Consider the following 23,953-nt stretch of genomic DNA (forward strand, 5'->3'; position numbering starts at 1 on the left):
TGTTTGATTATGGCCCACTCTCAATTATTGGCGGAACGCATCGCCCGCCTCAGCAATGCATTAGAGAAAGGACTTTACGAACGCCATCATGCGATTCGCCTTTGCCTGCTCGCCGCCCTGTGCGGTGAGAGTGTCTTTTTACTCGGCCCACCGGGCATTGCCAAAAGCCTGATTGCCCGCCGGCTCAAGTATGCTTTCCAGCATGCCCGCGCGTTTGAATACCTGATGACGCGCTTCTCCACGCCGGAAGAAGTCTTTGGCCCCCTTTCTATTCAGGCACTAAAAGACGAAGGGCGCTACCAGCGCCTGACTAAAGGCTACCTTCCTGACGCAGAAATCGTGTTTCTTGACGAGATCTGGAAAGCCGGGCCCGCCATCCTGAATACGTTGCTGACCGCGATTAATGAACGCCGTTTTCGTAACGGTGACAGCGAAGATAAAATCCCGATGCGCCTGCTGGTCACTGCCTCTAACGAACTGCCGGAAGCGGATAGTGGGCTTGAAGCACTGTACGACCGTATGCTGATCCGCCTGTGGCTGGATAACGTGCATGAAAAGCAGAACTTCCGCAGTCTGTTGACCCACCAGCAGGATGAGAATCAGAATCCGGTATCCGATTCACTCTGCATCAGCGATGAAGAGTATCTGGAGTGGCAACAAGGTATCAGTAAAGTCAGCCTGCCCGACGATGTTTTCGAGCTTATTTTCCAACTGCGTCAACTGTTAGAAAATCAACCAGAAGCGCCGTATATCTCCGATCGCCGCTGGAAAAAAGCCATTCACTTGTTGCAGGCCAGTGCCTTTTACAGTGGCCGTAGCGTGATCGCGCCTATTGATTTGATCCTGCTGAAAGACTGCCTGTGGCACGATGTGGGATCGATGAAACTGCTGGATCGTGAACTGGATAATCTGATCACCCAGCAGGCGTGGCAGCAGCAACCGATGCTGTTCAAATTGCAGCAAATTAATGCCCGCCGTCTGGCGCTCCAGCAGCAACAAAGTTTGGAACAGGCCATCCGCCTGGAGAAACATGGCGGCATGTTCAGCCGCAAACCTCACTTTGATCTGCCGGCAACGCTGTCAGCCGATGCGCTGACGCTGATGCTGCAAAAACCGCTCACGCTGCATGATATGCAGGTCACGCATATCACCCTGACCCGCGAAGCTCTGCATCACTGGCTGCAAAAAGGTGGCGAAATGCGTGGCAAGCTCAATGGTATTGGCTTTGCCCAGACGCTGGATTTGCACGTAGACGGCCATGACTGCCTGACATTGCGCGACGTCAGCCTGCAAGCCTCACGCCTGATGCTGCCGGGTAAACCGCAGCAAGGGCTGCCGGAAGAGATTTCGCTGGCGCTGGATGAGCTTGATACCCAGCTTCGGGCACAGCGCACGCTGTTCAGCCAGCATCATCGCTGCCTGTTTATCAGCGATGACTGGCTGGCACGTGTTGAAGATAGCCTGCAACAGGTGGCGGAACAGCTGAAGCAGGCGCGGCAGTGATCTCACTTGATACATTGAGTATGTTTCTGGCAGTCAGTGAAAATGAGCTGATTGAAGAACTGGTGATCACGTTGCTGGCCTCACCGCAGCTGGCCGCCTTTTTTGAAAAGTTTCCCCGGCTGAAAAATGCCCTGACGCGCGATCTTCCACGCTGGAAGTCAGAGATCCTGCAACAGTTAAAATCGACCCCGGTTCCGGACGATTTGGCGGCAGAGTTCAGCCGCTTCCAGCAGTGCCAGACTCTCAGCCAGCATGACTTTAGCAGTCAGCTGCCCGAATTACTGACATGGCTTGCGCAGAATCACTCACCCTTTGCTGAAAAAGCGCAAGCGCTGGTCAGCCATCACGATACCTTGCAGCTCAGCGGCGCTCAGCAGACGCTGTTTTTACAGCGCTGGCGACTGAGCCTGACGCTGCAAACCCTGACCCTTAACCAACAGTTACTCGATCAGGAGCGTGAAAAACTGCTGGCTGACCTGCAACAGCGGCTGGCCATGAGTGGTCAGCTGGCTCCCGTGCTGGCCACCGACGACGAAGCCGCTGCCGGGCGCTTATGGGATTTGACCCGCAGTTCACTGCAACGCGACGACTACCAGCTCATGGTGCAATACGGCGATTTCCTGGCCAGCCAGCCGGAGCTGCTGAAACTGGCGGAACAGCTGGGCCGCAGCCGTGAAGCCAAAGCGGTACTCTCGGACGATGCTCCGCCGGAAGCCTTCCACCAGCTGGTGCGCGAACCAGAAAGCGTGCCGGAAGAAGTCAGCGGTCTGCACCAGAGTGACGATATTCTGCGCCTGCTGCCACCAGAGCTGGCCACGCTGGGCATCAGCGAACTGGAGCTGGAGTTTTATCGTCGGATGGTGGAAAAACGCCTGCTCACCTACCGTCTCCAGGGAGAGAGCTGGCATGACAAAGTCACGCTGCGCCCGGTGACTCACCACCATCATGATGAGCAGCCGCGCGGCCCGTTTATCATCTGCGTGGATACATCCGGTTCAATGGGCGGCTTTAATGAACGCTGTGCCAAAGCGTTCTGCCTGGCCCTGCTGAAAGTGGCGCTGGCAGATAACCGCCGCTGCTACATTATGCTGTTTGCCCATGAAGTGGTGGGCTATGAACTGACCGCTGAAGATGGCATCAGCCAGGCGATCCGTTTTCTCAGCCAGCGTTTCCGTGGCGGCACCGACCTGGCTGCCTGCCTCGATGCCGTCTTACTCAAGCTGTCCGGCCCGCAGTGGCAAGATGCTGACGCCGTGATTCTCTCTGACTTTATCGCTCAACGTCTCCCTGATGTACTGGTCAAACGCGTACGCGACCACCAGAACCAACAGCAACAGCGTTTTCATGCCGTTGCCATGTCCGATCATGGAAAACCCGGCATTATGCGCATCTTTGACCACATCTGGCGTTTCGACACCGGGCTAAAAAGCCGCCTGCTCCGTCGCTGGAAACGATGAACCCCGCCTTTGACCTAATCTGACAAAGCTTATTTGCTATAGTGATGTATACGCTTTAGCCACATGGCAAGATGGGAGCATCACGTGACTTCGCAACAACACCAGACAGGATTACCTGCCCCAACCCGCACGCTGCAGTTAACCGGCAATGACCCGGAACAAAAACGTCAGCAATTGCTCAATTACTTCCGCCAGACATGGGAGCTGTATGAAAGCCTGTTTGACTGCCTGGCGGATGAACGGGCGTGGACAACCAAAGCGATATCACTACGGCATCCGCTGATCTTCTACTACGGTCACACCGCCACGTTCTATATCAATAAGCTGATGGCAGCTCGCCTGCTCGACAACCGTACCGACGATAGCATTGAAGCGATGATGGCCATCGGCGTCGATGAGATGAGCTGGGATGACCTCGACACCAGTCACTATGCCTGGCCATCGGTCGCTGAACTGCGCGATTATCGCGGTAAAGTGCGCGCCCGCGTTGAACAGCTGATCCGTGAGATGCCGCTAACGCTGCCGATCACCTGGGATAGCCCGGCCTGGGTTATCCTGATGGGCATCGAACATGAGCGTATCCATCTTGAAACCTCCAGCGTGCTGATTCGACAGTTGCCGCTGGCATGGGTCAAACCGCAGCCACACTGGCCGGTGTGTCCGGATGCGCGCCATGAGCGTCAGACGGTGCCGCATAACAGCCTGATCAGTGTTGCCGCAGGACGTGTCACTCAGGGAAAAACCGATGACACCTACGGCTGGGATAACGAGTATGGCAGCCGCATCACCGACGTGAAGGCTTTCGAGGCCAGTAAAATGCTGGTCAGTAACGCAGAGTTCTTCGACTTCGTGACGGCGGGTGGCTATCAGACACCACGCTGGTGGGATGACGAAGGCTGGGGCTGGCGTGAATTCGCGAAAGCCAGCCAACCCACTTTCTGGACTGGTCATGCAGACCAGCCGGAAACGCTGAAGCTCCGCCTGATGGCGGAAGAAGTCCCGATGCCCTGGGACTGGCCAGCCGAAGTCAATCAGCTTGAAGCTGCGGCATTCTGCCGCTGGAAAGCCGAAGTGACAGGCCAGTCTGTTCAGCTTCCCGCCGAAAGCGAATGGATGCTGCTGCGTGAGAAGGTGGCCGGCGATCAGCCTGACTGGGATAACGCACCGGGTAATATCAATCTCTCCCACTGGGCCTCATCCTGCCCGGTCGATCGTTTTGCTCAGGGTGAGTTTTTCGATCTGATCGGTAACGTCTGGCAATGGACGACCACACCCATTTCAGGTTTTGAAGGTTTCCGCGTCCATCCTTTATATGATGACTTCTCCACGCCGACGTTTGATGGTAAGCATTCGCTGATCAAAGGCGGCAGCTGGATCTCTACGGGGAATGAAGCGCTAAAGTCGGCACGCTACGCTTTTCGCCGCCACTTCTTCCAGCACGCGGGTTTCCGCTATGTGGTCTCCGATCATCAGGAAAGCCGGGCCAGTAACCCCTATGAAACCGACAGCATGGTGTCACAGTACCTCGACTTCCAGTACGGGCCGGAATACTTCGGCGTGGCCAACTACGCGAAAGTGCTGGTTGAGATAGCCTGCGGTGTCACAAACCAGCGTCAGCGGGCACTGGATATTGGCTGTGCCACAGGACGTGCGAGTTTTGAACTGGCACGTCATTTCGGCCAGGTGGTGGGAATGGACTATTCCGCACGCTTTATCGACGTGGCATTACAGCTCACCAGCGGCGAAGAGTTCCGCTACGTCACCCAGGAAGAGGGCGAGCTGGTGGAATACCGACAGGTACAGTTGAAGGATATTGACCTCGGTACTGAACAGGCCAGCCGTATTCAGTTTGTACAGGGCGATGCCTGTAACCTGAAACCGCAGGCTGAACCCTTCGATCTGGTGCTGGCTTCGAACCTGATTGATCGTCTGCGCCAGCCACGTCGCTTCCTGCAGGACATCACCCGCATGATCCGCCCCGGCGGTGTGCTGATGCTCTCTTCTCCTTATACGTGGCTGGAAGACTTCACGCCGAAGGAAAACTGGCTGGGAGGCATTCGTGAAAACGGTGAGGCGCTATCGACTTACCAGGCGTTGCAGCGCCTGCTGGCACCCGATTTTGAGGAGATCGAACCCGCACAGGATGTGCCGTTTGTCATCCGCGAAACGGCGCGTAAGTACCAGCACACCGTCGCTCAGGTGACACTGTGGCGTAAACGTTAATCTTTTATTCTCCGGCGGGCACCCTTCGGTGCCCGCTGTCATATCGGCACTCTGATTGCCATTCTGTTCACGATCCCGCACATTAATACTCTGTTCATTGAATAACATTCAATCTCGGAGTCACTATGCCGGAAAATATGCAGCCAGATAATCTCGACCGCGGCATTCTCAATGCACTGATGGAGAATGCCCGTACCGCCTATGCCGAACTGGCCAAGCAGTTCAACGTCAGCCCCGGCACCATCCACGTGCGCGTGGAGAAGATGAAGCAGGCGGGGATCATTAAAGGAACGCGCGTTGAGATAGATCCGAAGCAGCTTGGTTATGATGTCTGCTGCTTTATCGGCATCATTCTGAAAAGTGCCAAAGACTATCCGTCAGCAGTGGCGCGACTGGAAGCACTGGATGAAGTGGTCGAAGCGTATTACACCACCGGGCACTACAGCATCTTTATTAAGGTCATGTGCCGATCGATCGATGCCCTGCAACAGGTATTGATCAACAAGATCCAGACCATCGATGAAATCCAGTCCACCGAAACCCTGATCTCCCTGCAAAACCCGATTATGCGCACCATTATCCCGTGATCGGTGCATAAGGTTATCCACACCAGAATGTTTTCTCAGATCTCCTCCTCGTCATGCACCGTCGACGGTGCCGTCAGTTTCGATCCGGGCAGCGCACAGCACCCGCAGCGTACTGAAGTACGTGAGGAGCGCGAGCACTGCCCGGATTGGAACTTGGCCAACAAGCCAGGTGCCTGGCAGTAATACCCTTAATTATCCACAGGTAGATCCCATGGTGATCACAGAGTACAATGCCCGCCATTATCATTCAGGGATCTCATCATGGCCGACATTACCTTAATCAGTGGCAGCACCTTAGGCAGCGCAGAATATGTGGCCGATCATCTTGCTGAGAAGCTTGAAGAAGCAGGACATACAACAGAAACACTGCATGGGCCGGAGCTGGAAGAGCTGAAAATGGAAGGGATATGGATTGTGGTGAGTTCTACCCACGGTGCCGGTGAACTGCCCGATAACATTCAGCCACTGTTTGAAGCCATAAAGGAACAGCAACCGGATCTGAGTAACCTGCGTTACGGGGCTGTAGGCATTGGTAATCGTGAATATGATCTGTTTTGCGGTGCCATTATCCAGTTTGACGAGCTGCTGACATCACTGGGAGCACAGCGTATTGGCGATCGACTGGATATAGATGTGCTGCAACATGAGATTCCCGAAGATCCTGCCGGTGTCTGGGTAGAAAGCTGGAAAGAACTGATCTAACTCTTGCCCGGATCGGCCGGAGATCCTCTGCCCGAGCCGCAAAACTGGCCTTTTTCGATCCTGAGTTTTGTAAATATTGCCCTTTTTTGCCTGGTTTTAACGCATTCAACTGTGGATAACTAGGCTCAATACCGTCTAATAACCGGTGTTTATCCCAAGGACAACATGAGTACCTGGCTGAGCCTGTGGATAACATGCCATTTAGATCCCAGCTTATACGGTGTGGGATCACCGATCATTAACAGCTAATGATCCTGTCTAATCACTTGATCCTTATCAGCAAAAAAGGCTTATCCACAGAGATCGTCGATCCTAATAGAAGATCTAATAAAGAGATCTCTAAATAAAAAAGATCTTCTTTTTAATACACAAAGATCCCGGTGCTTTCGCCATCGTCTAAAGTTGAGTAGAATCCACGCCCTCAGCAACACTCCCTTAATTCGCACAAACCGCGAGGTGCAGTACCATGTTTTATCCAGATCCTTTTGACGTCATCGTAATCGGTGGTGGTCATGCGGGAACGGAAGCAGCGATGGCTGCTGCCCGTATGGGTCAACAAACCCTGTTATTGACCCATAACATCGACACACTGGGGCAGATGTCCTGCAACCCAGCGATCGGCGGTATCGGAAAAGGACATCTGGTAAAAGAAGTGGACGCACTGGGCGGGCTGATGGCTCATGCCATTGACCAGGCGGGTATCCAGTTTAGGATACTAAACGCCAGCAAAGGTCCGGCAGTGAGAGCAACCCGTGCTCAGGCCGATCGTGTACTGTATCGTCAGGCGGTACGTACAGCACTGGAGAATCAGCCCAACCTGATGATCTTCCAGCAGGCGGTTGAAGATCTGATTGTCGAAAACGATCGTGTCGTGGGTGCCGTCACCCAGATGGGTCTGAAGTTCCGTGCCAAGGCCGTTGTGCTGACGGTAGGAACGTTCCTTGATGGTAAAATTCACATCGGAATGGACAACTACAGCGGTGGACGTGCTGGTGATCCGCCTTCCATCTCGTTATCACAGCGTCTGCGTGAACTTCCTCTGCGTGTAGGACGTCTGAAAACCGGAACCCCTCCGCGTATTGATGCCCGAACCATTGATTTCAGCGTTCTGGCTCCGCAGCATGGTGATACGCCGATGCCAGTGTTCTCGTTTATGGGTAATGTCAGCCAGCATCCACAACAGGTGCCGTGCTACATCACCTACACCAACGAAAAAACCCACGATGTGATCCGCAATAATCTCGATCGCAGCCCAATGTATGCCGGGGTGATCGAAGGGATCGGTCCACGCTATTGCCCATCGATCGAAGACAAAGTGATGCGCTTTGCCGATCGCAATGCACACCAGATCTTCCTGGAGCCGGAAGGGCTGACCAGCAACGAAATTTATCCAAATGGCATTTCTACCAGTCTGCCGTTTGACGTTCAGATGCAGATCGTACGTTCTATGCAGGGAATGGAGAATGCCAAAATCGTTCGTCCTGGCTATGCCATTGAGTACGATTTCTTCGATCCACGCGATCTGAAACCGACGCTGGAAAGCAAATATATTGAGGGTCTGTTCTTTGCAGGACAGATCAACGGCACCACAGGTTATGAAGAAGCCGCTGCACAGGGGTTACTGGCGGGTCTGAACGCCGGGCGTCTGTCTGCTGACAAAGACACCTGGGCACCGCGTCGCGATCAGGCCTACCTTGGCGTACTGGTTGACGATCTCTGCACACTCGGCACAAAAGAGCCGTACCGCATGTTTACCTCACGTGCTGAATATCGTCTGATGCTGCGTGAAGATAACGCCGATCTGCGACTGACGGCTGCGGGTCGTGAACTGGGTCTGGTGGACGATGCCCGTTGGGCTCGTTTCAACGAGAAACTGGAAAGCATTGAACTGGAACGCCAGCGTCTGCGAGATATCTGGGTACATCCGAAATCAGAGTGCGTTGCTGAGGTGAATACACTCCTGAGCGCAGGCCTGACGAAAGAAGCGAGTGGTGAAGATCTGCTGCGCCGCCCGGAAATGACTTACCAGAACCTGATGACATTGAGCAACTTTGGCCCGGCATTAACCGATCCTCAGGCGGCTGAACAGGTTGAGATCCAGGTCAAATACGAAGGCTATATTGTCCGTCAGCAGGAAGAGATCGATCGTCAGTTACGCAATGAGAACACCTTGTTACCTGTTGATCTGGATTATCGTCAGGTCAGCGGCCTCTCTAACGAAGTGATCGCGAAACTTAACGATCATAAGCCAGGGTCAATTGGCCAGGCGTCACGTATTTCTGGGATTACACCTGCAGCCATCTCAATTTTACTTATTTATCTTAAAAAACAGGGGCTTTTACGTAAAAGCGCATGATTAATAAATTATCCGTATTGCTAAAAAGCGCCGGTATTTCCCTGTCCGATCAGCAGAAACAACAGCTGGTCGGTTATGTGGAAATGCTGCATAAATGGAATAAAGCCTACAATCTGACGTCAGTACGTGACCCTGAGCAGATGCTGGTACGCCATATACTTGACAGTATTGTGGTGGAGCCTCATCTGTCAGGCGATCGGTTTATTGATGTGGGTACCGGGCCTGGATTACCTGGCATTCCACTGGCGATTGTCAGGCCGCAGTCTCATTTCACGCTGCTGGACAGCCTGGGCAAGCGCGTACGCTTCCTTAAACAGGTACAGCATGAGCTGAAGCTGGAAAATATTTCACCGGTACAAAGCCGTGTAGAAGACTTTCCTGCCGAGCCGCCGTTTGATGGCGTGATCAGCAGAGCTTTTGCCTCGCTGACGGATATGGTCACCTGGTGCCATCATCTGCCGGGTCCACAGGGTCGTTTTTACGCGTTAAAAGGTGTGCTGCCTCAAGATGAAATCGCGGTATTACCTGTCGGTTTGACGGTGGAAAACGTTCTCCCACTGAGCGTTCCTCAGCTCGAAGGTGAGCGCCATTTGGTGATTATTGCCCCTTCTGCCTGATTTTGACGTTGTGCGAACCTGGCCTGTCAGCCTGTTTTTTTAGCGTTGATGGGTTTTTTTTTCGCAATTATTGGCCTTTTTAACCAGAAAAAACGGTATTTCAGTGATAGTTAACCCCTGAAATTATATGACTTTTTGGTATATCAATAGCACATTTAAAATGTGGGTATTCAGAATATGCTCATCCCATGATTTTTTTTGCGAAAATTTGCCTGGACGGAGCTGTTACCATCGGGTTAAATCACTCAGCGGAAATTATCTGAAAACCTCTGTTACATTTAACGTTATTTTCACATTTAGTTATCACTTGAGTCATATTTTCGTGGTGCGACAGGGATAAAATAGTCACGCAGGAAAATATATCGCGCTAATAAATTAGCGTGAGTGATGACCGGGTCGATGTTAAATATTTGCTACAGATGTCAATAAAAGCTTTTAATCGAGATAACAGTGTGTTTTTACAAAAATTATAATTATCTATCTGATTTTAATCATTTTATTGGTGTTATGTTATTCAAGTTCATTCAAAAGGCAGTTTGATTCTCCGCCATTACATTACTAATTTGTGATCTTCCGCACGCTTTGTAAGCATGGATTCGCGGGCATTGCAGAAAAAAGTCGATAAGCAGCCGTTGTCATTGGTTTTGGAAAATAGGCTGCTGGAAAGAAATTTAAATAATTGTTCACCTTTTCTCTACTTATCGATTGAAATCACAGGTGCGCACCGTATAATTTGCACGGTTTTTGCTGCTTGACTCAAAAGAGCAAAGGCAGTTTTATACGACACGCGACATACCCCTTTCGGGGCAGGAGAGTTTCAGCGACATGTCAGTGTCCCTTTACAGAGTTAAATTTGCCCGAACCATACTGCTGTGGCAGTTGGCGACCTTCGTCGTAATCGGTGCGCTGTTTTCCTTTAAAGATCTGACCTGGGGCGTGTCCGCCCTTGCCGGCGGGCTGGCAGCCTGGCTGCCAAACGTGTTGTTTATGATTTTTGCCTGGCGCCACCAGGCGGGGCATGAAGTAACGGGACGGCTTGCCTGGACTTTTGCGCTAGGCGAAGCGCTGAAAGTTTTCGTTACGATCCTCGTGATTATCGTGGCGCTGGGAGTGTTTAAGGCGGTGTTTACGCCGCTGGGACTGGCCTGGTTATCGGTGCTGATTGTGCAAATCGTCGCACCGGCTGTAATTAACAACAAAGGGTAAGAGGCATCATGGCTGCAGGAGAAATCTCTACGCCGCAAGAATACATAGGCCACCACCTGAAGAACCTTCAGTTGGACCTGCGTACCTTCGAGCTAGTGAATCCGCACGACGCACCGTCGTTCTGGGTATTAAATATCGACTCCATGTTTTTCTCTGTGGTGCTGGGACTGGTGTTCCTGGTGCTGTTTCGCAAAGTGGCGAAATCAGCGACCAGCGGCGTGCCAGGCAAATTACAGGCCGCTGTTGAGTTAGTTGTTGGTTTCGTTGACGACAACGTGCGCGACATGTACCACGGTAAAAGCAAACTAATCGCTCCGCTGGCCCTGACGGTTTTCGTCTGGGTGTTCCTGATGAACTTTATGGACCTGTTACCTATCGATTTGCTGCCGCATATCGCCGGGATGATGGGGCTACCAGCGATGCGTGTGGTGCCTTCTGCTGACGTGAACGTTACGTTGTCGATGGCCCTTGGCGTATTTATTTTGATTCTGTTCTACAGCATCAAGATGAAAGGCATTGGCGGCTTTACTAAAGAGCTGACTCTGCAACCCTTCAACCACCCTGTGTTCATTCCGATCAACCTGATTCTGGAAGGTGTGAGCCTGCTGTCCAAACCGGTATCTCTGGGTCTGCGACTGTTCGGAAACATGTATGCGGGTGAATTGATTTTTATCCTGATTGCCGGTCTGTTGCCGTGGTGGTCACAGTGGATTCTGAGTGTGCCTTGGGCCATTTTCCACATACTGATCATTTCGTTGCAGGCTTTCATTTTCATGGTCTTAACGATTGTCTATCTGTCGATGGCATCTGAAGAACATTGATTTTTTTCTCAACACTACTGCGTTTTAACTGAAACAAACTGGAGACTGTCATGGAAAACCTGAATATGGATCTGCTGTACATGGCTGCCGCTGTGATGATGGGCCTGGCGGCAATCGGTGCTGCGATCGGTATCGGCATCCTCGGAGGCAAATTCCTGGAAGGCGCCGCACGCCAACCGGATCTGATTCCTCTGCTGCGTACGCAGTTCTTTGTTGTAATGGGTCTGGTGGATGCAATCCCGATGATCGCTGTTGGTCTGGGTCTGTACGTGATGTTTGCTGTCGCGTAAAACCGTTTGTTCATCGCCGTACTCACGTATAGCGATGAACGGATTCTGCCGCTGTCATCACAGCGGCAGAAAACGTTAACTTAACAAGAGGCATTGTGCTGTGAACATTAACGCAACAATCCTCGGCCAGGCTATCGCGTTCATCCTGTTCGTAGCGTTCTGCATGAAGTACGTATGGCCGCCGCTTATGGCCGCTATCGAAAAGCGCCAGAAAGAAGTTGCTGAAGGCCTTGCTTCCGCTGAACGTGCCAAGAAAGATCTGGATCTCGCGCAGGCTAATGCGACCGATCAGTTGAAAAAAGCGAAAGAAGACGCTCAGGTAATCATCGAGCAGGCGAACAAACGCCGCGCTCAGATCCTGGACGAAGCTAAAGCTGAGGCTGAACAGGAACGTAGCAAGATCGTCACTCAGGCGCAGGCAGAAATTGATGCCGAACGCAAACGTGCACGTGAAGAGCTGCGCAAGCAGGTCGCGATGCTGGCTGTTGCCGGCGCCGAGAAAATCATTGAACGTTCCGTGGATGAAGCTGCTAACAGCGACATCGTTGATAAACTGGTCGCTGAACTGTAAGGGAGGGGCTGATGTCTGAATTTACTACCGTAGCTCGCCCCTACGCTAAAGCCGCTTTTGACTTTGCGGTTGAACATCAAAGTATCGATCGCTGGCAGCAGATGCTAGCGTTTGCCGCCGAAGTGGCTGGCAATGAACAGGTATCAGAACTTCTTTCCGGCGCTCTGGCGCCGGAAGCGTTGTCTGGCGCGTTCATCGCAATCTGTGGTGACCAACTCGACGAAGCCGGTCAAAACCTGATTAAGGTGATGGCTGAAAACAAACGTTTGCCTGCGCTTGCCGCTGTTCTGGAACAGTTCATCCAACTGCGTGCCGCACATGATGCGACCGCCGAGGTTGAAGTTATCTCTTCCACAACATTGAGCGATGAACAGCTGACCAAAATCAGCAGCGCGATGGAAAAACGTCTGTCACGCAAAGTTAAGCTGAATTGCAAAATTGATAAGTCTGTAATGGCAGGCGTAATCATCCGAGCGGGTGATATGGTCATTGACGGAAGCGTACGCGGTCGTCTTGAACGCCTCGCAGACGTCTTGCAGTCTTAAGGGGACTGGAGCATATGCAACTGAATTCCACCGAAATCAGCGAACTGATCAAGCAGCGCATTGCTCAGTTCAATGTAGTGAGCGAAGCTCACAACGAAGGTACTATTGTTTCTGTAAGTGACGGTATCATCCGCGTCAACGGCCTGGCCGATGTGATGCAGGGTGAGATGATTGCCCTGCCGGGTAACCGTTACGCAATCGCACTGAACCTGGAGCGTGACTCTGTTGGTGCAGTTGTGATGGGCCCATACGCTGACCTCGCCGAAGGCATGAAGGTGAAGTGTACTGGCCGTATCCTGGAAGTGCCGGTTGGCCGTGGTCTGTTAGGCCGCGTGGTGAACACCCTGGGTGCACCTATTGACGGTAAAGGCGCTATCGACAACGACGGTTTCTCACCGATCGAAGTGATTGCACCTGGTGTTATCGATCGTCAGTCCGTTGACCAGCCTGTACAGACCGGTTACAAATCTGTCGATGCAATGATTCCAATCGGCCGTGGCCAGCGTGAGCTGATCATCGGTGACCGTCAGACCGGTAAAACCGCGATGGCGATCGATGCGATCATCAACCAGCGCGATTCAGGCATCAAATGTGTGTACGTTGCTATCGGCCAGAAAGCCTCTACCATCGCTAACGTGGTACGCAAACTGGAAGAACACAACGCGCTGGCTAACACCATCGTTGTTGTTGCGACTGCCTCTGAGTCTGCTGCTCTGCAATACCTGGCTCCGTATGCCGGTTGCGCCATGGGCGAATACTTCCGTGACCGCGGCGAAGACGCTCTGATCGTATACGATGACCTGTCTAAACAGGCTGTTGCTTACCGTCAGGTTTCTCTGTTGCTGCGCCGTCCACCAGGTCGTGAAGCCTTCCCTGGCGACGTGTTCTACCTCCACTCCCGTCTGCTGGAGCGTGCTTCCCGTGTGAGCGCCGACTATGTTGAGCGTTTCACCAATGGTGAAGTGAAAGGTAAAACCGGTTCACTGACCGCGCTGCCAATCATCGAAACCCAGGCGGGTGACGTTTCTGCGTTCGTTCCAACCAACGTAATCTCGATTACTGATGGTCAGATCTTCCTGGAAACTAACCTGTTTAACTCCGGTATTCGTCCGGCAGTTAACCCGGGTATCTCCGTTTCTCGTGTTGGTGGTGCTGCTCAGACCAAGATCATCAAGAAACTGTCCGGTGGTATTCGTACCGCTCTGGCACAGTATCGTGAACTGGCTGCGTTCTCTCAGTTCGCATCCGATCTGGATGAAGCAACCCGCAAACAGCTGAGTCACGGTCAGAAAGTGACCGAGCTGCTGAAGCAGAAACAGTATGCGCCGATGTCAGTAGCGCAGCAGGGTCTGGTTCTGTTTGCTGCCGAGCGCGGCTTCCTGAATGACGTCGAACTGGCGAAAATCGGTAGCTTCGAAGCAGCACTGCTGGCATTTGCTGATCGCGATCACGCAGAGCTGATGGCTGATATCAACCAGTCTGGTAACTATAACGGCGAAATCGAAGAGAAGCTGAAAGGCCTCCTCGAAACGTTTAAAGCAACCCAGTCCTGGTAATGTCTGGCGGCTTGTCCCTTAGGGGGCAGGCCGCAAGGCTTTGAGGAGAAGCTTATGGCCGGCGCAAAAGAGATACGTAGTAAGATCGGCAGCGTGCAAAACACGCAGAAGATCACCAAAGCGATGGAAATGGTCGCCGCCTCCAAAATGCGTAAATCGCAAGAACGCATGGCGGCCAGCCGTCCTTATGCAGAGACCATGCGCAAAGTGATTGGTCACATTGCGTTAGGTAATCTGGAATACAAGCACCCTTACCTGGAAGAGCGCGACGTTAAACGCGTTGGCTATCTGGTCGTATCTACCGACCGCGGGCTTTGTGGTGGTTTGAACATTAACCTGTTCAAAAAAGTGCTGGCAGATATGAAGGCCTGGTCTGATAAAGGCGTCGAGAGCGATCTGGCGGTTATCGGTTCTAAAGGTCAGTCATTCTTCGGTTCTGTTGGCGGCAACGTGGTTGCTCAGGTAAGCGGAATGGGTGATAAACCTGCGCTGTCCGACCTGATTGGCCCGGTCAAAGTGATGCTGCAAGCATACGATGAAGGCCGTCTCGACAAGCTGTTTATTGTCAGCAACAAATTTATCAACACCATGTCTCAGTCTCCACAGATCGTACAGCTGCTGCCGTTACCGCCAGCAGATGATGCGGAAGGCGTTGTGAAGAAGAGTACCTGGGACTATCTGTATGAACCCGATCCGAAAGCGCTGCTGGATACATTACTGCGTCGCTACGTCGAGTCTCAGGTTTACCAGGGTGTTGTTGAAAACCTGGCCAGCGAGCAGGCCGCGCGAATGGTGGCGATGAAAGCCGCGACCGATAACGGCGGAAACCTGATCAAAGAGCTTCAGTTGGTATACAACAAAGCTCGTCAGGCCAGCATCACCCAGGAACTTACCGAAATTGTCGGTGGGGCCTCCGCGGTTTAACCAGGTATACGCAGAATTTAGGTAGAGGATTCAAGATGGCTACTGGAAAGATTGTCCAGGTAATCGGCGCCGTAGTTGACGTCGAATTCCCTCAGGACGCAGTACCACAAGTGTACAGCGCCCTTGAGGTTAAAAATGGTGATGCTCGTCTGGTGCTGGAAGTTCAGCAGCAGTTGGGCGGCGGTGTGGTTCGTACCATCGCAATGGGTTCTTCCGACGGCCTGAAACGTGGCCTGGAAGCGGTTGACCTTCAGCACCCAATTGAAGTCCCTGTCGGTGTGGCAACACTCGGCCGTATCATGAACGTGCTGGGTGAGCCAATCGATATGAAAGGCGACATCGGCGAAGAAGAGCGTTGGGCAATTCACCGCGCAGCACCTTCTTACGAAGATCAGTCTAACTCGCAGGAACTGCTGGAAACCGGCATCAAGGTTATCGACCTGATGTGTCCGTTCGCTAAGGGCGGTAAAGTCGGTCTGTTCGGTGGTGCGGGTGTAGGTAAAACCGTAAACATGATGGAACTGATCCGTAACATCGCGGCAGAACACTCAGGTTTCTCGGTATTTGCTGGCGTGGGTGAGCGTACTCGTGAGGGTAACGACTTCTACCACGAAATGACCGACTCTAACGTTATCGATAAAGTTTCCCTGGTCTATGGCCAGATGAACGAGCCACCAGGAAACCGTCTGCGCGTCGCGCTGACTGGCCTGACTATGGCTGAAAAGTTCCGTGACGAAGGTCGTGACGTTCTGCTGTTCATCGATAACATCTACCGTTACACCCTGGCCGGTACTGAAGTATCAGCACTGCTGGGTCGTATGCCTTCTGCGGTAGGTTATCAGCCAACGCTGGCGGAAGAGATGGGCGTTCTGCAGGAACGTATCACCTCGACCAAAACCGGTTCAATCACGTCTGTACAGGCCGTTTACGTTCCTGCGGATGACTTGACTGACCCGTCTCCAGCCACCACCTTTGCTCACTTAGATGCAACCGTGGTACTGAGCCGTCAGATCGCTTCCCTGGGTATCTACCCGGCGGTTGACCCACTGGATTCAACCAGCCGTCAGCTGGATCCACTGGTTGTTGGTCAGGAACACTATGACACTGCGCGTGGCGTTCAGTCACTGCTGCAGCGTTATCAGGAACTGAAAGACATCATCGCCATCCTGGGTATGGATGAACTGTCTGAAGAAGACAAACTGGTGGTAGCACGCTCTCGTAAGATGCAGCGTTTCCTGTCCCAGCCGTTCTTCGTGGCAGAAGTATTCACCGGTTCCCCGGGTAAATACGTGTCTCTGAAAGATACCATCCGTGGCTTTAAAGGCATCATGGAAGGTGAATTCGACCATATGCCAGAGCAGGCTTTCTACATGGTCGGTTCTATCGAAGAAGCCGTGGAAAAAGCGAAGAAACTGTAATCGTCTCCCCCGACTATTTCGGCACGTTGTCTGAAGTATGAAGGGGAAAGTTTCCCAGGAGATTAACAATGGCTATGACATTTCACCTGGACGTTGTCAGCGCAGAACTGCAAATGTTCACAGGCACTGTACAGAGCATCCAGGTATCAGGTAGCGAAGGTGAGTTGGGTATTCGCCCAAACCACGCCCCGCTTCTGACCGCCATTAAGCCTGGTATGATTCGCATCGTTAAACAGCACGGCGACGAAGAGGTTATTTACCTTTCCGGTGGCGTACTGGAAGTGCAGCCGGGTGCGGTTACCGTACTGGCTGACACAGCGATCCGCGGCAGCGATCTTGATGAAGCTCGCGCGCTGGAAGCGAAACGCAAAGCTGAAGAGCATATGAACAGCTCTCACGGTGATGTTGACTTCGCGATGGCGTCTGCGGAACTGGCTAAAGCGATCGCCAAACTGCGCGTGATCGAGTTGACCAAAAAAGCGATGTAATTCAGGTTTAAACATCAAAAAGCCGGTCAGGAAACTGACCGGCTTTTTTTATTGTCTGACTCAGATTTATCCACAGAACCTGGGCTAAGGCTTAAGGTTATCAGTGGTGGAGTGCGCATATTTTTGTTTAATCACCATCAGCTCATTGCTTCGGGATAAATCAATACACTTCATCACAATAAGCTCTGAATGCCCCTCTTTACTCACATATTTCTTGTTGAGAAATTGATGAACAAGGTCGGTGGCTTCTTCGTAAGCTTCAGCGGGATAGGATCCCAGTTCAACGTAAGCCCCCACCGCAGCCAGCGCATCTTCTTTTACGCTTTTATCAGAAAAACCATTCGCCAGACATTGGCTTAAGGCAAAGTTTTCTAGATTGTATTTTCCTGCATCACGTTGACTACCTTGCGAAATAGCAGGGAAAGAGAGTAACAACAGGAGTCCTGTTACTTTAAAATTCATCACTGTACTCCGTTGAGTTCGGGGGAACTTATACCCATTGAGTCCTGAGAGTATTCTAAACAGCGTTTCCAGATACAGAGTCGATTCCATGAAAACGAGCACGATGTCCCTTCTCTGGGCCCTTTTAATCACTCCCGGGCTGAGTCGTCGCGGGATGCGCTCTTCGTTCGCTTGGTGAAATAAGCGATAAACCAGTGGCATAGCAATTTTTGCACGCTAAACTGGGCATAAATCGATAGATTTACCCTGTCAGCCGCGCTTTATGATGCGATAAAGGGTGGAAATCATCTGCGAATCGAGACTTTTCGGACGGTACGTTTTTTACTGCAAAATATGTAGAATTTTCAAGGATAAATCGATTTACTTCTCTCACTAAACAGATTCAGGACGCGTATGTCAAACAGTGCTATGAGCGTGGTGATCCTTGCCGCTGGTAAAGGAACCCGAATGTACTCCGATCTCCCGAAGGTTCTGCATACCCTCGCCGGGAAACCGATGGTCAAACATGTTATTGATGCAGCGAATCATTTGGGCGCTCAGCATGTGCATCTGGTTTACGGTCACGGCGGAGAGCTGCTTAAACAAACGCTGACTGACAGCTCGCTCAACTGGGTGTTGCAGGCGGAACAGCTGGGAACGGGCCATGCTATGCAGCAGGCCTCCCCTCACTTCGCCGATGACGAAGACATTTTGATGCTGTATGGCGATGTGCCACTGATCTCCGTGGACACGCTACGCCAGCTTCAGGTGGCAAAGCCCGCTGGCGGCATTGGCCTGCTGACCGTCATTCTGGATAACCCAACCGGTTACGGACGTATTATCCGTGAAGCGGGTCAGGTGGTCGGCATTATCGAACAGAAAGATGCTGCGCCTGAACAATTGCTGATTAACGAAATCAACACCGGCATTTTGCTGGCTAACGGCGCCGATCTTAAGCGCTGGCTGAGCAAGCTGGACAATAACAACGCGCAGGGCGAATACTACATTACCGACATTATCGCCCTGGCCCATCAGGAAGGCCGTCAGATCGCGGCGGTGCATCCGGCAAGAACCACGGAAACCGAGGGCGTCAATAATCGTCTGCAACTGGCAACGCTGGAGCGGGTGTATCAGGCTGAGCAGGCTGAAAAACTGCTGCTGGCGGGGGTGATGTTGCTCGACCCGGCGCGTTTCGATCTGCGGGGTGAACTGATACACGGCCGTGATGTGGTGATTGATACCAATGTGATCATCGAAGGCAAGGTCACGTTGGGTCACCGGGTGAAAATCGGTAGCGGCTGTGTGATTAAAAACAGCGTGATTGCTGATGACAGCGTTATCAGCCCGTACAGCGTGATTGAAGATGCGCAGCTGGAATCAGGCTGTACTGTCGGGCCATTCGCGCGTCTGCGTCCGGGCACTGAGCTGGCTGAAGGGGCGCATGTGGGCAACTTCGTCGAGATGAAAAAAGCGCGCCTGGGTAAAGGCTCTAAAGCGGGCCATCTGAGTTATCTCGGTGATGCGGAAATCGGTGCTAATGTGAATATTGGCGCAGGCACCATTACCTGCAACTACGATGGCGTCAATAAATCGAAAACGATCATCGGTGATGATGTGTTTGTCGGTTCAGATACCCAGCTGATCGCACCGGTAACGGTAGCTGCGGGTGCCACCATCGCAGCCGGAACCACCATTATGAAAAACGTTCCGGCAGCAGGCCTGGTGTATAACCGTAAAGAACAGCAGTTGAAGGCAAGCTGGCAGCGCCCGGAAAAGAAAAAGTAAGCCCATTTTATGAAGGGGTGAGGCATGCCTCACCCTCTGTTTTTGTTGTAAATGCAGTCAATACAAAAATAATCCCCACTCTCTACAAGGCTCGGGGAACCCGAATATACGGGAATAATCAGGTCAGAAGACAACGCTGATGGCTTACCGCCATCATGTCAGGAAAATAATTATGTGTGGAATTGTTGGTGCTGTAGCGCAGCGTGATATTGCAGAAATCCTGCTTGAAGGGCTGCGTCGTCTGGAATACCGGGGCTATGACTCTGCGGGTCTGGCCGTTGTTGATCAACAGGGTAACGCCACCCGACTGCGCCGTCTGGGTAAGGTGCAGAACCTGGCTGAAGCAGCAGAAACCACCTCGCTGGTGGGGGGAACGGGTATTGCGCACACGCGCTGGGCCACGCATGGCGAACCTTCGGAAGCGAATGCCCATCCGCATATCTCTGAACATATCATCATTGTTCACAACGGCATTATTGAGAATCACGAACCGCTGCGCGAACAACTGATTGCGCGGGGGTATACCTTTGCCTCAGAAACCGATACCGAAGTGGTGGCGCATCTGGTGCACTGGGAGCAGAAACAGGCTGGTGGCTCGCTGCGTGAAGTTGTACAGCGGGTGATCCCACAGCTACGCGGTGCCTATGGCATGGTGATTCTGGACAGCCGCGATCCGTCGGTTATTGTGGCTGCCCGCTCCGGTAGCCCGCTGGTGATTGGCCGCGGCGTGGGTGAAAACTTCATTGCTTCCGATCAGCTGGCGCTGTTGCCCGTGACCCGTCGTTTTGTCTACCTGGAAGAGGGCGATATTGCGGAGATCACCCGCCGTGATGTGACCATTTTTGATCGTCAGGGACATCAGGTAAAACGTGCTGAGATCGAATCGAACGCACAGTATGATGCTGGCGACAAAGGGGTTTACCGCCACTACATGCAGAAAGAGATTTACGAGCAACCTGTCGCGATTAAAAACACCCTGAGTGGTCGTTTCAGCCACGGTGAAGTCGATCTCTCCGAGCTGGGTCCGCAAGCTGATACGCTGCTGGCCAACGTTGAGCACATTCAGATCGTTGCCTGCGGCACCTCATACAATTCCGGTATGGTTTCCCGTTACTGGTTTGAGTCGCTGGCCAACGTGCCGTGTGACGTTGAGATTGCGTCTGAATTCCGCTATCGCAAATCGGCAGTACGCAAAAACAGCCTGCTGATCACCCTGTCTCAATCGGGTGAAACGGCGGATACCCTGGCAGCACTGCGCCTGTCGAAAGAGCTGGGTTACCTTGGTTCTCTGGCGATTTGTAACGTTGCCGGTTCATCGCTGGTGCGTGAGTCCGACCTGGCGCTGATGACCAAAGCCGGGACCGAAATCGGCGTAGCGTCGACCAAAGCCTTCACCACTCAGCTAACGGTGCTGCTGATGCTGGTGGCGAAAATCGGTCGTCTGAAAGGCGTTGATCCGCAGGTTGAGCACGATATCGTGCACTCTTTGCAGGCGCTGCCAAGCCGAATTGAACAGATGCTGTCACAGGATGAGCTGATCGCGTCACTGGCGGAAGACTTCTCGGACAAGCATCATGCGCTGTTCCTCGGCCGTGGCGATCAGTATCCGATCGCGATGGAAGGTGCGCTGAAGCTGAAAGAGATCTCCTACATTCATGCTGAAGCTTATGCTGCAGGTGAACTGAAACACGGTCCGTTAGCGCTGATCGATGCCGATATGCCGGTTATTGTGGTGGCACCGAATAATGAATTGCTGGAGAAACTGAAGTCAAATATCGAAGAGGTGCGCGCCCGTGGTGGTCTGCTGTATGTCTTCGCCGATATTGATGCCGGTTTTGCCAACAGCGAAGGCATGCGCATTATTCCGTTGCCGCATGTGGAAGAGGTGATTGCGCCTATCTTCTACACTGTGCCGCTACAGCTGCTGTCCTATCACGTGGCGCTGATCAAAGGCACTGATGTGGATCAACCGCGTAACCTGGCAAAATCCGTTACGGTTGAATAAGCCCCGCCCTGCACGCAGGTGAACTCTGCGTGCTGCTCAAAAGTCCGGTATGACTGCTCCGTCAGTCGGCCGGACTTTTTTTGTACAAATTCCCGTTACTCCTTTCCTTACAATGAACGTTCTTAGGTTCTTTTTAAGGGAATAGAATGAAAAAGATGCAAACGGGGTTTTGTCTGATGGCGCTGTGCTTTGGCACCGTATACGAGGCGAATGCCTCATCAGCGAAGGTACCCTGCCCGGTGCCACTGAAAACGTGTCCTGCTCCGCTGGATAAAAACCTGCCAGACGTCAAAAATATGCTTACCTGGACGCCTCAGCAGCGCGTGGTGGGTTTTCGTAACGACTATCGATCCTATCCCGGCGATATTTTCCGCGCCAGCAAAGCAGGCGTACCGCTCCCTGTTGCTCATCGCAATCTCTCTGCCGTGTCCTATGAGTATCAGCAGCATCACTACTCATTGGCAGATTACCTTAAACGCAATAACGTGACAGGCATGATGGTGATTAAAGACGGTAAAAAGGTCTGGGACTATTACGGCCATGGCAACACGAAAACGACGCTATGGACCTCGCGATCTGTCGGTAAATCAGTGGTGTCCACGTTAGTCGGGATCGCACTGAAGCAGGGGAAGATAGCCTCGCTGGATGATGAGACTGTGAAGTACAATCCAGAGGTACGGGGCACTGCCTGGGAACATGTCCCTCTACGCAGTCTGCTGCAGCACACCTCCGGTGTGACCTGGAATGAGGATTACACCAACCCCCAATCTGATTTTGCCAAACTGACCCAGTGTGAAGCAGGAAAAGACACCTATGACTGCGTCAGCAAACTGGTACTCGACCCTCAGCGTAAAGCCTATGCAAAACCGGGTCAGGTCTGGTCCTACTCTTCCGGCGGTGCCTGGGTGCTGGGTGACACGCTGGAGAAAGCGACCGGAGAAACACTGGCCCGCTATCTGCAGGACAACATCTGGCAGCCTTACGGAATGGTGAATGATGGCGTGTGGCACAGCTATCTGCCGGGCAAACATGATGTGGGTGCACACGGCTTTAACGCAACGCTCGAAGACTGGGGCAAGTTTGGTCTGTTCGTGATGAACAATGGCATCCTGCCTGATGGCACGAAAACGCTGCCCGAGGGTTGGGTAAAAGAGGCCAGTACCTGGAATAAAGCCGAAAACTCGGTGACGACCGATTATCCTGACGGACAATTTGGTTACCAGTGGTGGAACATCGGTGTGCCCTTGAGTGCGAAAAACGATGCACCATCAGAAGGATTAACGCGTAATAAGACCCTGTCGGCTGAGGGTATTTTTGGCCAGATGATTGCGATCGACCAGGCGCAGAAACTGGTGATTGTTCAGTGGTCCGCCTGGCCACAGGCAGAACCGGCATCAGATGCCCAGCCGCTCGAAGCCTCTTTGATGTTTAATGCGATTGCGAATGCGCTGTCTGGTGCTTCAGCTTCTCCAGCAAAAAATCGATAAGCACCCGGCATTTAGGGGGAAGATAGCGATTGGGATGATACAAAATCCATGACATCCCGTAATAGGATGTCATGTAGTCCCATTCGGGAAGTACCTGAATAATCTGTCGGTTATCCATGACCTGTTGCGCGGAAAAGCGCGGCAGGCACCCGATGCCCAGATGATGAATGATGCCTTCCAGCCTCGCTTTGCTGTGATTTGAGGCAAAGCGCCCGTGTACCGCAACGCTGATTTGCTCTCCGCTGGCGATATGACGAAACTTCCACTGATTATCCCCGGGCACTTCTCCCAGATAAATACAGCTGTGCTGCGTTAAATCCTGCGGGTGCTGCGGAATACCGTGCTGTTGCAGATACTCTGCGCTGGCACAGAGCACGTGCCTGACAGGAAACAGCGGGCGTGCCGCCAGCCCCGGAGGCGGGGTATCGGTAATGCGGATCGCCAGGTCAACATTGTCATTGATTAAATCCACCATACGATCGGTGAGCATCAGTTGCAGATCCACCTGAGGGTAGCGCTGTAAAAACTCAGCCACGTGCGGGGAGATGAGATCCTTGCCGTAGGCACGCGGTGCACTGATTTTCACCCGCCCCTGCGGGGTGTCACTAATGCGCCCAGCCAGCTCAAACACCGACTCTGCGGACTGCATCATCTCAAAGCAGCGCTCCCAGGCGACGGTTCCGGCTTCTGTCAGGCGCAGCCTGCGTGTCGTCCTTTCCAGCAGTTTCACCCCCAGGGCATTTTCCAGGCTGGCGATCTGACGGCTGACCGAAGACGCGGTGCTGCCCAGCTTTTCTGCGGCCGCCGAGAAGCTGCCGAGTTCCACCACTTTCACGAACACTGCCATATACGGCAGCAGACCCATATATTGATTTGTTCTCATAGCGCACAAGTCTTGTTTACCCGTACGGATTATTCCGTCTGGAGAAAAACATCATAATCGCAGTTGGGTTTATCGCCAACGTCAGGGG

Annotated in this window: 21 protein-coding genes; 19 read left to right on the forward strand and 2 right to left on the reverse strand. The window is 52.6% G+C overall.

The features are described 5' to 3' along the window. Positions 1-9: 9 nt before the first annotated feature. The 16 genes from ravA to FY046_RS21015 all read left to right on the forward strand — a co-directional run bounded on the left by ravA (position 10) and on the right by FY046_RS21015 (position 17,264). Complete coding sequence (gene ravA, locus FY046_RS20940) at positions 10-1,503, forward strand: ATPase RavA (RefSeq protein WP_446186455.1); 1,494 nt, start codon at positions 10-12, stop codon at positions 1,501-1,503. Then, entirely contained in the window at positions 1,500-2,960 is a 1,461-nt protein-coding gene (gene viaA / locus FY046_RS20945; protein WP_159338285.1) for an ATPase RavA stimulator ViaA, read from the forward strand. Before ravA ends, viaA begins: the two co-directional genes overlap by 4 nt. A 63-nt stretch (positions 2,961-3,023) precedes the next feature. Beyond that, positions 3,024-5,183 (forward strand): 5-histidylcysteine sulfoxide synthase, encoded by a 2,160-nt coding sequence (gene ovoA / locus FY046_RS20950; protein WP_212815743.1) that lies wholly within the window; start codon positions 3,024-3,026, stop codon positions 5,181-5,183. Between the two features lie 125 nt (positions 5,184-5,308). After that, the gene (gene asnC, locus FY046_RS20955) at positions 5,309-5,770 is read left to right on the forward strand and encodes a transcriptional regulator AsnC (RefSeq protein ID WP_133844867.1); all 462 of its coding nucleotides are present in this window, start codon (positions 5,309-5,311) and stop codon (positions 5,768-5,770) included. A 261-nt stretch (positions 5,771-6,031) separates the two neighbouring features. After that, the gene (gene mioC / locus FY046_RS20960; protein WP_133844863.1) at positions 6,032-6,472 is read left to right on the forward strand and encodes an FMN-binding protein MioC; all 441 of its coding nucleotides are present in this window, start codon (positions 6,032-6,034) and stop codon (positions 6,470-6,472) included. A 466-nt stretch (positions 6,473-6,938) separates the two neighbouring features. Then, the gene (mnmG, locus tag FY046_RS20965; protein WP_133844861.1) at positions 6,939-8,828 is read left to right on the forward strand and encodes a tRNA uridine-5-carboxymethylaminomethyl(34) synthesis enzyme MnmG; all 1,890 of its coding nucleotides are present in this window, start codon (positions 6,939-6,941) and stop codon (positions 8,826-8,828) included. Then, the gene (gene rsmG, locus FY046_RS20970; protein WP_167863235.1) at positions 8,825-9,445 is read left to right on the forward strand and encodes a 16S rRNA (guanine(527)-N(7))-methyltransferase RsmG; all 621 of its coding nucleotides are present in this window, start codon (positions 8,825-8,827) and stop codon (positions 9,443-9,445) included. Before mnmG ends, rsmG begins: the two co-directional genes overlap by 4 nt. 825 nt (positions 9,446-10,270) lie before the next feature. Continuing rightward, positions 10,271-10,651, forward strand: coding sequence for a F0F1 ATP synthase subunit I (atpI, locus tag FY046_RS20975; protein WP_133844857.1), 381 nt, complete (start codon positions 10,271-10,273; stop codon positions 10,649-10,651). Between the two features lie 8 nt (positions 10,652-10,659). Continuing rightward, positions 10,660-11,472 (forward strand): F0F1 ATP synthase subunit A, encoded by an 813-nt coding sequence (atpB, locus tag FY046_RS20980; RefSeq protein ID WP_133844856.1) that lies wholly within the window; start codon positions 10,660-10,662, stop codon positions 11,470-11,472. A gap of 50 nt (positions 11,473-11,522) precedes the next feature. Then, a complete protein-coding gene (atpE, locus tag FY046_RS20985) occupies positions 11,523-11,762 on the forward strand; it encodes a F0F1 ATP synthase subunit C (protein WP_003849523.1) in 240 nt (79 codons plus the stop codon). A gap of 100 nt (positions 11,763-11,862) precedes the next feature. After that, positions 11,863-12,333, forward strand: a complete 471-nt coding sequence (gene atpF / locus FY046_RS20990) for a F0F1 ATP synthase subunit B (protein ID WP_062744106.1) — start codon at positions 11,863-11,865, stop codon at positions 12,331-12,333. An 11-nt stretch (positions 12,334-12,344) separates the two neighbouring features. Next, positions 12,345-12,878 (forward strand): F0F1 ATP synthase subunit delta, encoded by a 534-nt coding sequence (gene atpH / locus FY046_RS20995; RefSeq protein WP_133844854.1) that lies wholly within the window; start codon positions 12,345-12,347, stop codon positions 12,876-12,878. Between the two features lie 14 nt (positions 12,879-12,892). Next, entirely contained in the window at positions 12,893-14,434 is a 1,542-nt protein-coding gene (gene atpA / locus FY046_RS21000; RefSeq protein WP_133844851.1) for a F0F1 ATP synthase subunit alpha, read from the forward strand. Positions 14,435-14,488: 54 nt separating this feature from the next. After that, entirely contained in the window at positions 14,489-15,358 is an 870-nt protein-coding gene (gene atpG, locus FY046_RS21005; RefSeq protein ID WP_133844849.1) for a F0F1 ATP synthase subunit gamma, read from the forward strand. A gap of 35 nt (positions 15,359-15,393) precedes the next feature. After that, positions 15,394-16,776, forward strand: a complete 1,383-nt coding sequence (gene atpD / locus FY046_RS21010) for a F0F1 ATP synthase subunit beta (RefSeq protein WP_133844847.1) — start codon at positions 15,394-15,396, stop codon at positions 16,774-16,776. Between the two features lie 68 nt (positions 16,777-16,844). Further along, on the forward strand, positions 16,845-17,264 hold the full coding sequence (locus FY046_RS21015; RefSeq protein ID WP_133844845.1) for a F0F1 ATP synthase subunit epsilon: 420 nt from the start codon (positions 16,845-16,847) through the stop codon (positions 17,262-17,264). A gap of 84 nt (positions 17,265-17,348) precedes the next feature. Here FY046_RS21015 and FY046_RS21020 read toward each other — a convergent pair whose 3' ends face one another. After that, on the reverse strand, positions 17,349-17,726 hold the full coding sequence (locus FY046_RS21020) for a T6SS amidase immunity protein Tai4 family protein (protein WP_133844843.1): 378 nt from the start codon (positions 17,724-17,726) through the stop codon (positions 17,349-17,351). A 393-nt stretch (positions 17,727-18,119) separates the two neighbouring features. On the opposite strand from FY046_RS21020, the gene glmU reads away from it, so the two are divergent. The 3 genes from glmU (at position 18,120) to FY046_RS21035 (ending at position 22,982) form a co-directional block, all read left to right on the forward strand. Next, positions 18,120-19,490 (forward strand): bifunctional UDP-N-acetylglucosamine diphosphorylase/glucosamine-1-phosphate N-acetyltransferase GlmU, encoded by a 1,371-nt coding sequence (gene glmU / locus FY046_RS21025; RefSeq protein ID WP_133844841.1) that lies wholly within the window; start codon positions 18,120-18,122, stop codon positions 19,488-19,490. A 172-nt stretch (positions 19,491-19,662) separates the two neighbouring features. Further along, positions 19,663-21,495, forward strand: coding sequence for a glutamine--fructose-6-phosphate transaminase (isomerizing) (glmS, locus tag FY046_RS21030; protein ID WP_133844839.1), 1,833 nt, complete (start codon positions 19,663-19,665; stop codon positions 21,493-21,495). Positions 21,496-21,641: 146 nt separating this feature from the next. Further along, a complete protein-coding gene (locus tag FY046_RS21035) occupies positions 21,642-22,982 on the forward strand; it encodes a serine hydrolase domain-containing protein (RefSeq protein ID WP_133844837.1) in 1,341 nt (446 codons plus the stop codon). Here the strand turns inward: FY046_RS21035 and FY046_RS21040 are convergent. Then, positions 22,924-23,865, reverse strand: a complete 942-nt coding sequence (locus FY046_RS21040; protein WP_205945580.1) for a LysR family transcriptional regulator — start codon at positions 23,863-23,865, stop codon at positions 22,924-22,926. The genes FY046_RS21035 and FY046_RS21040 overlap by 59 nt on opposite strands. Between the last annotated feature and the right edge of the window lie 88 nt (positions 23,866-23,953).

This window comes from Erwinia sp. 1181_3 (assembly GCF_052824965.1).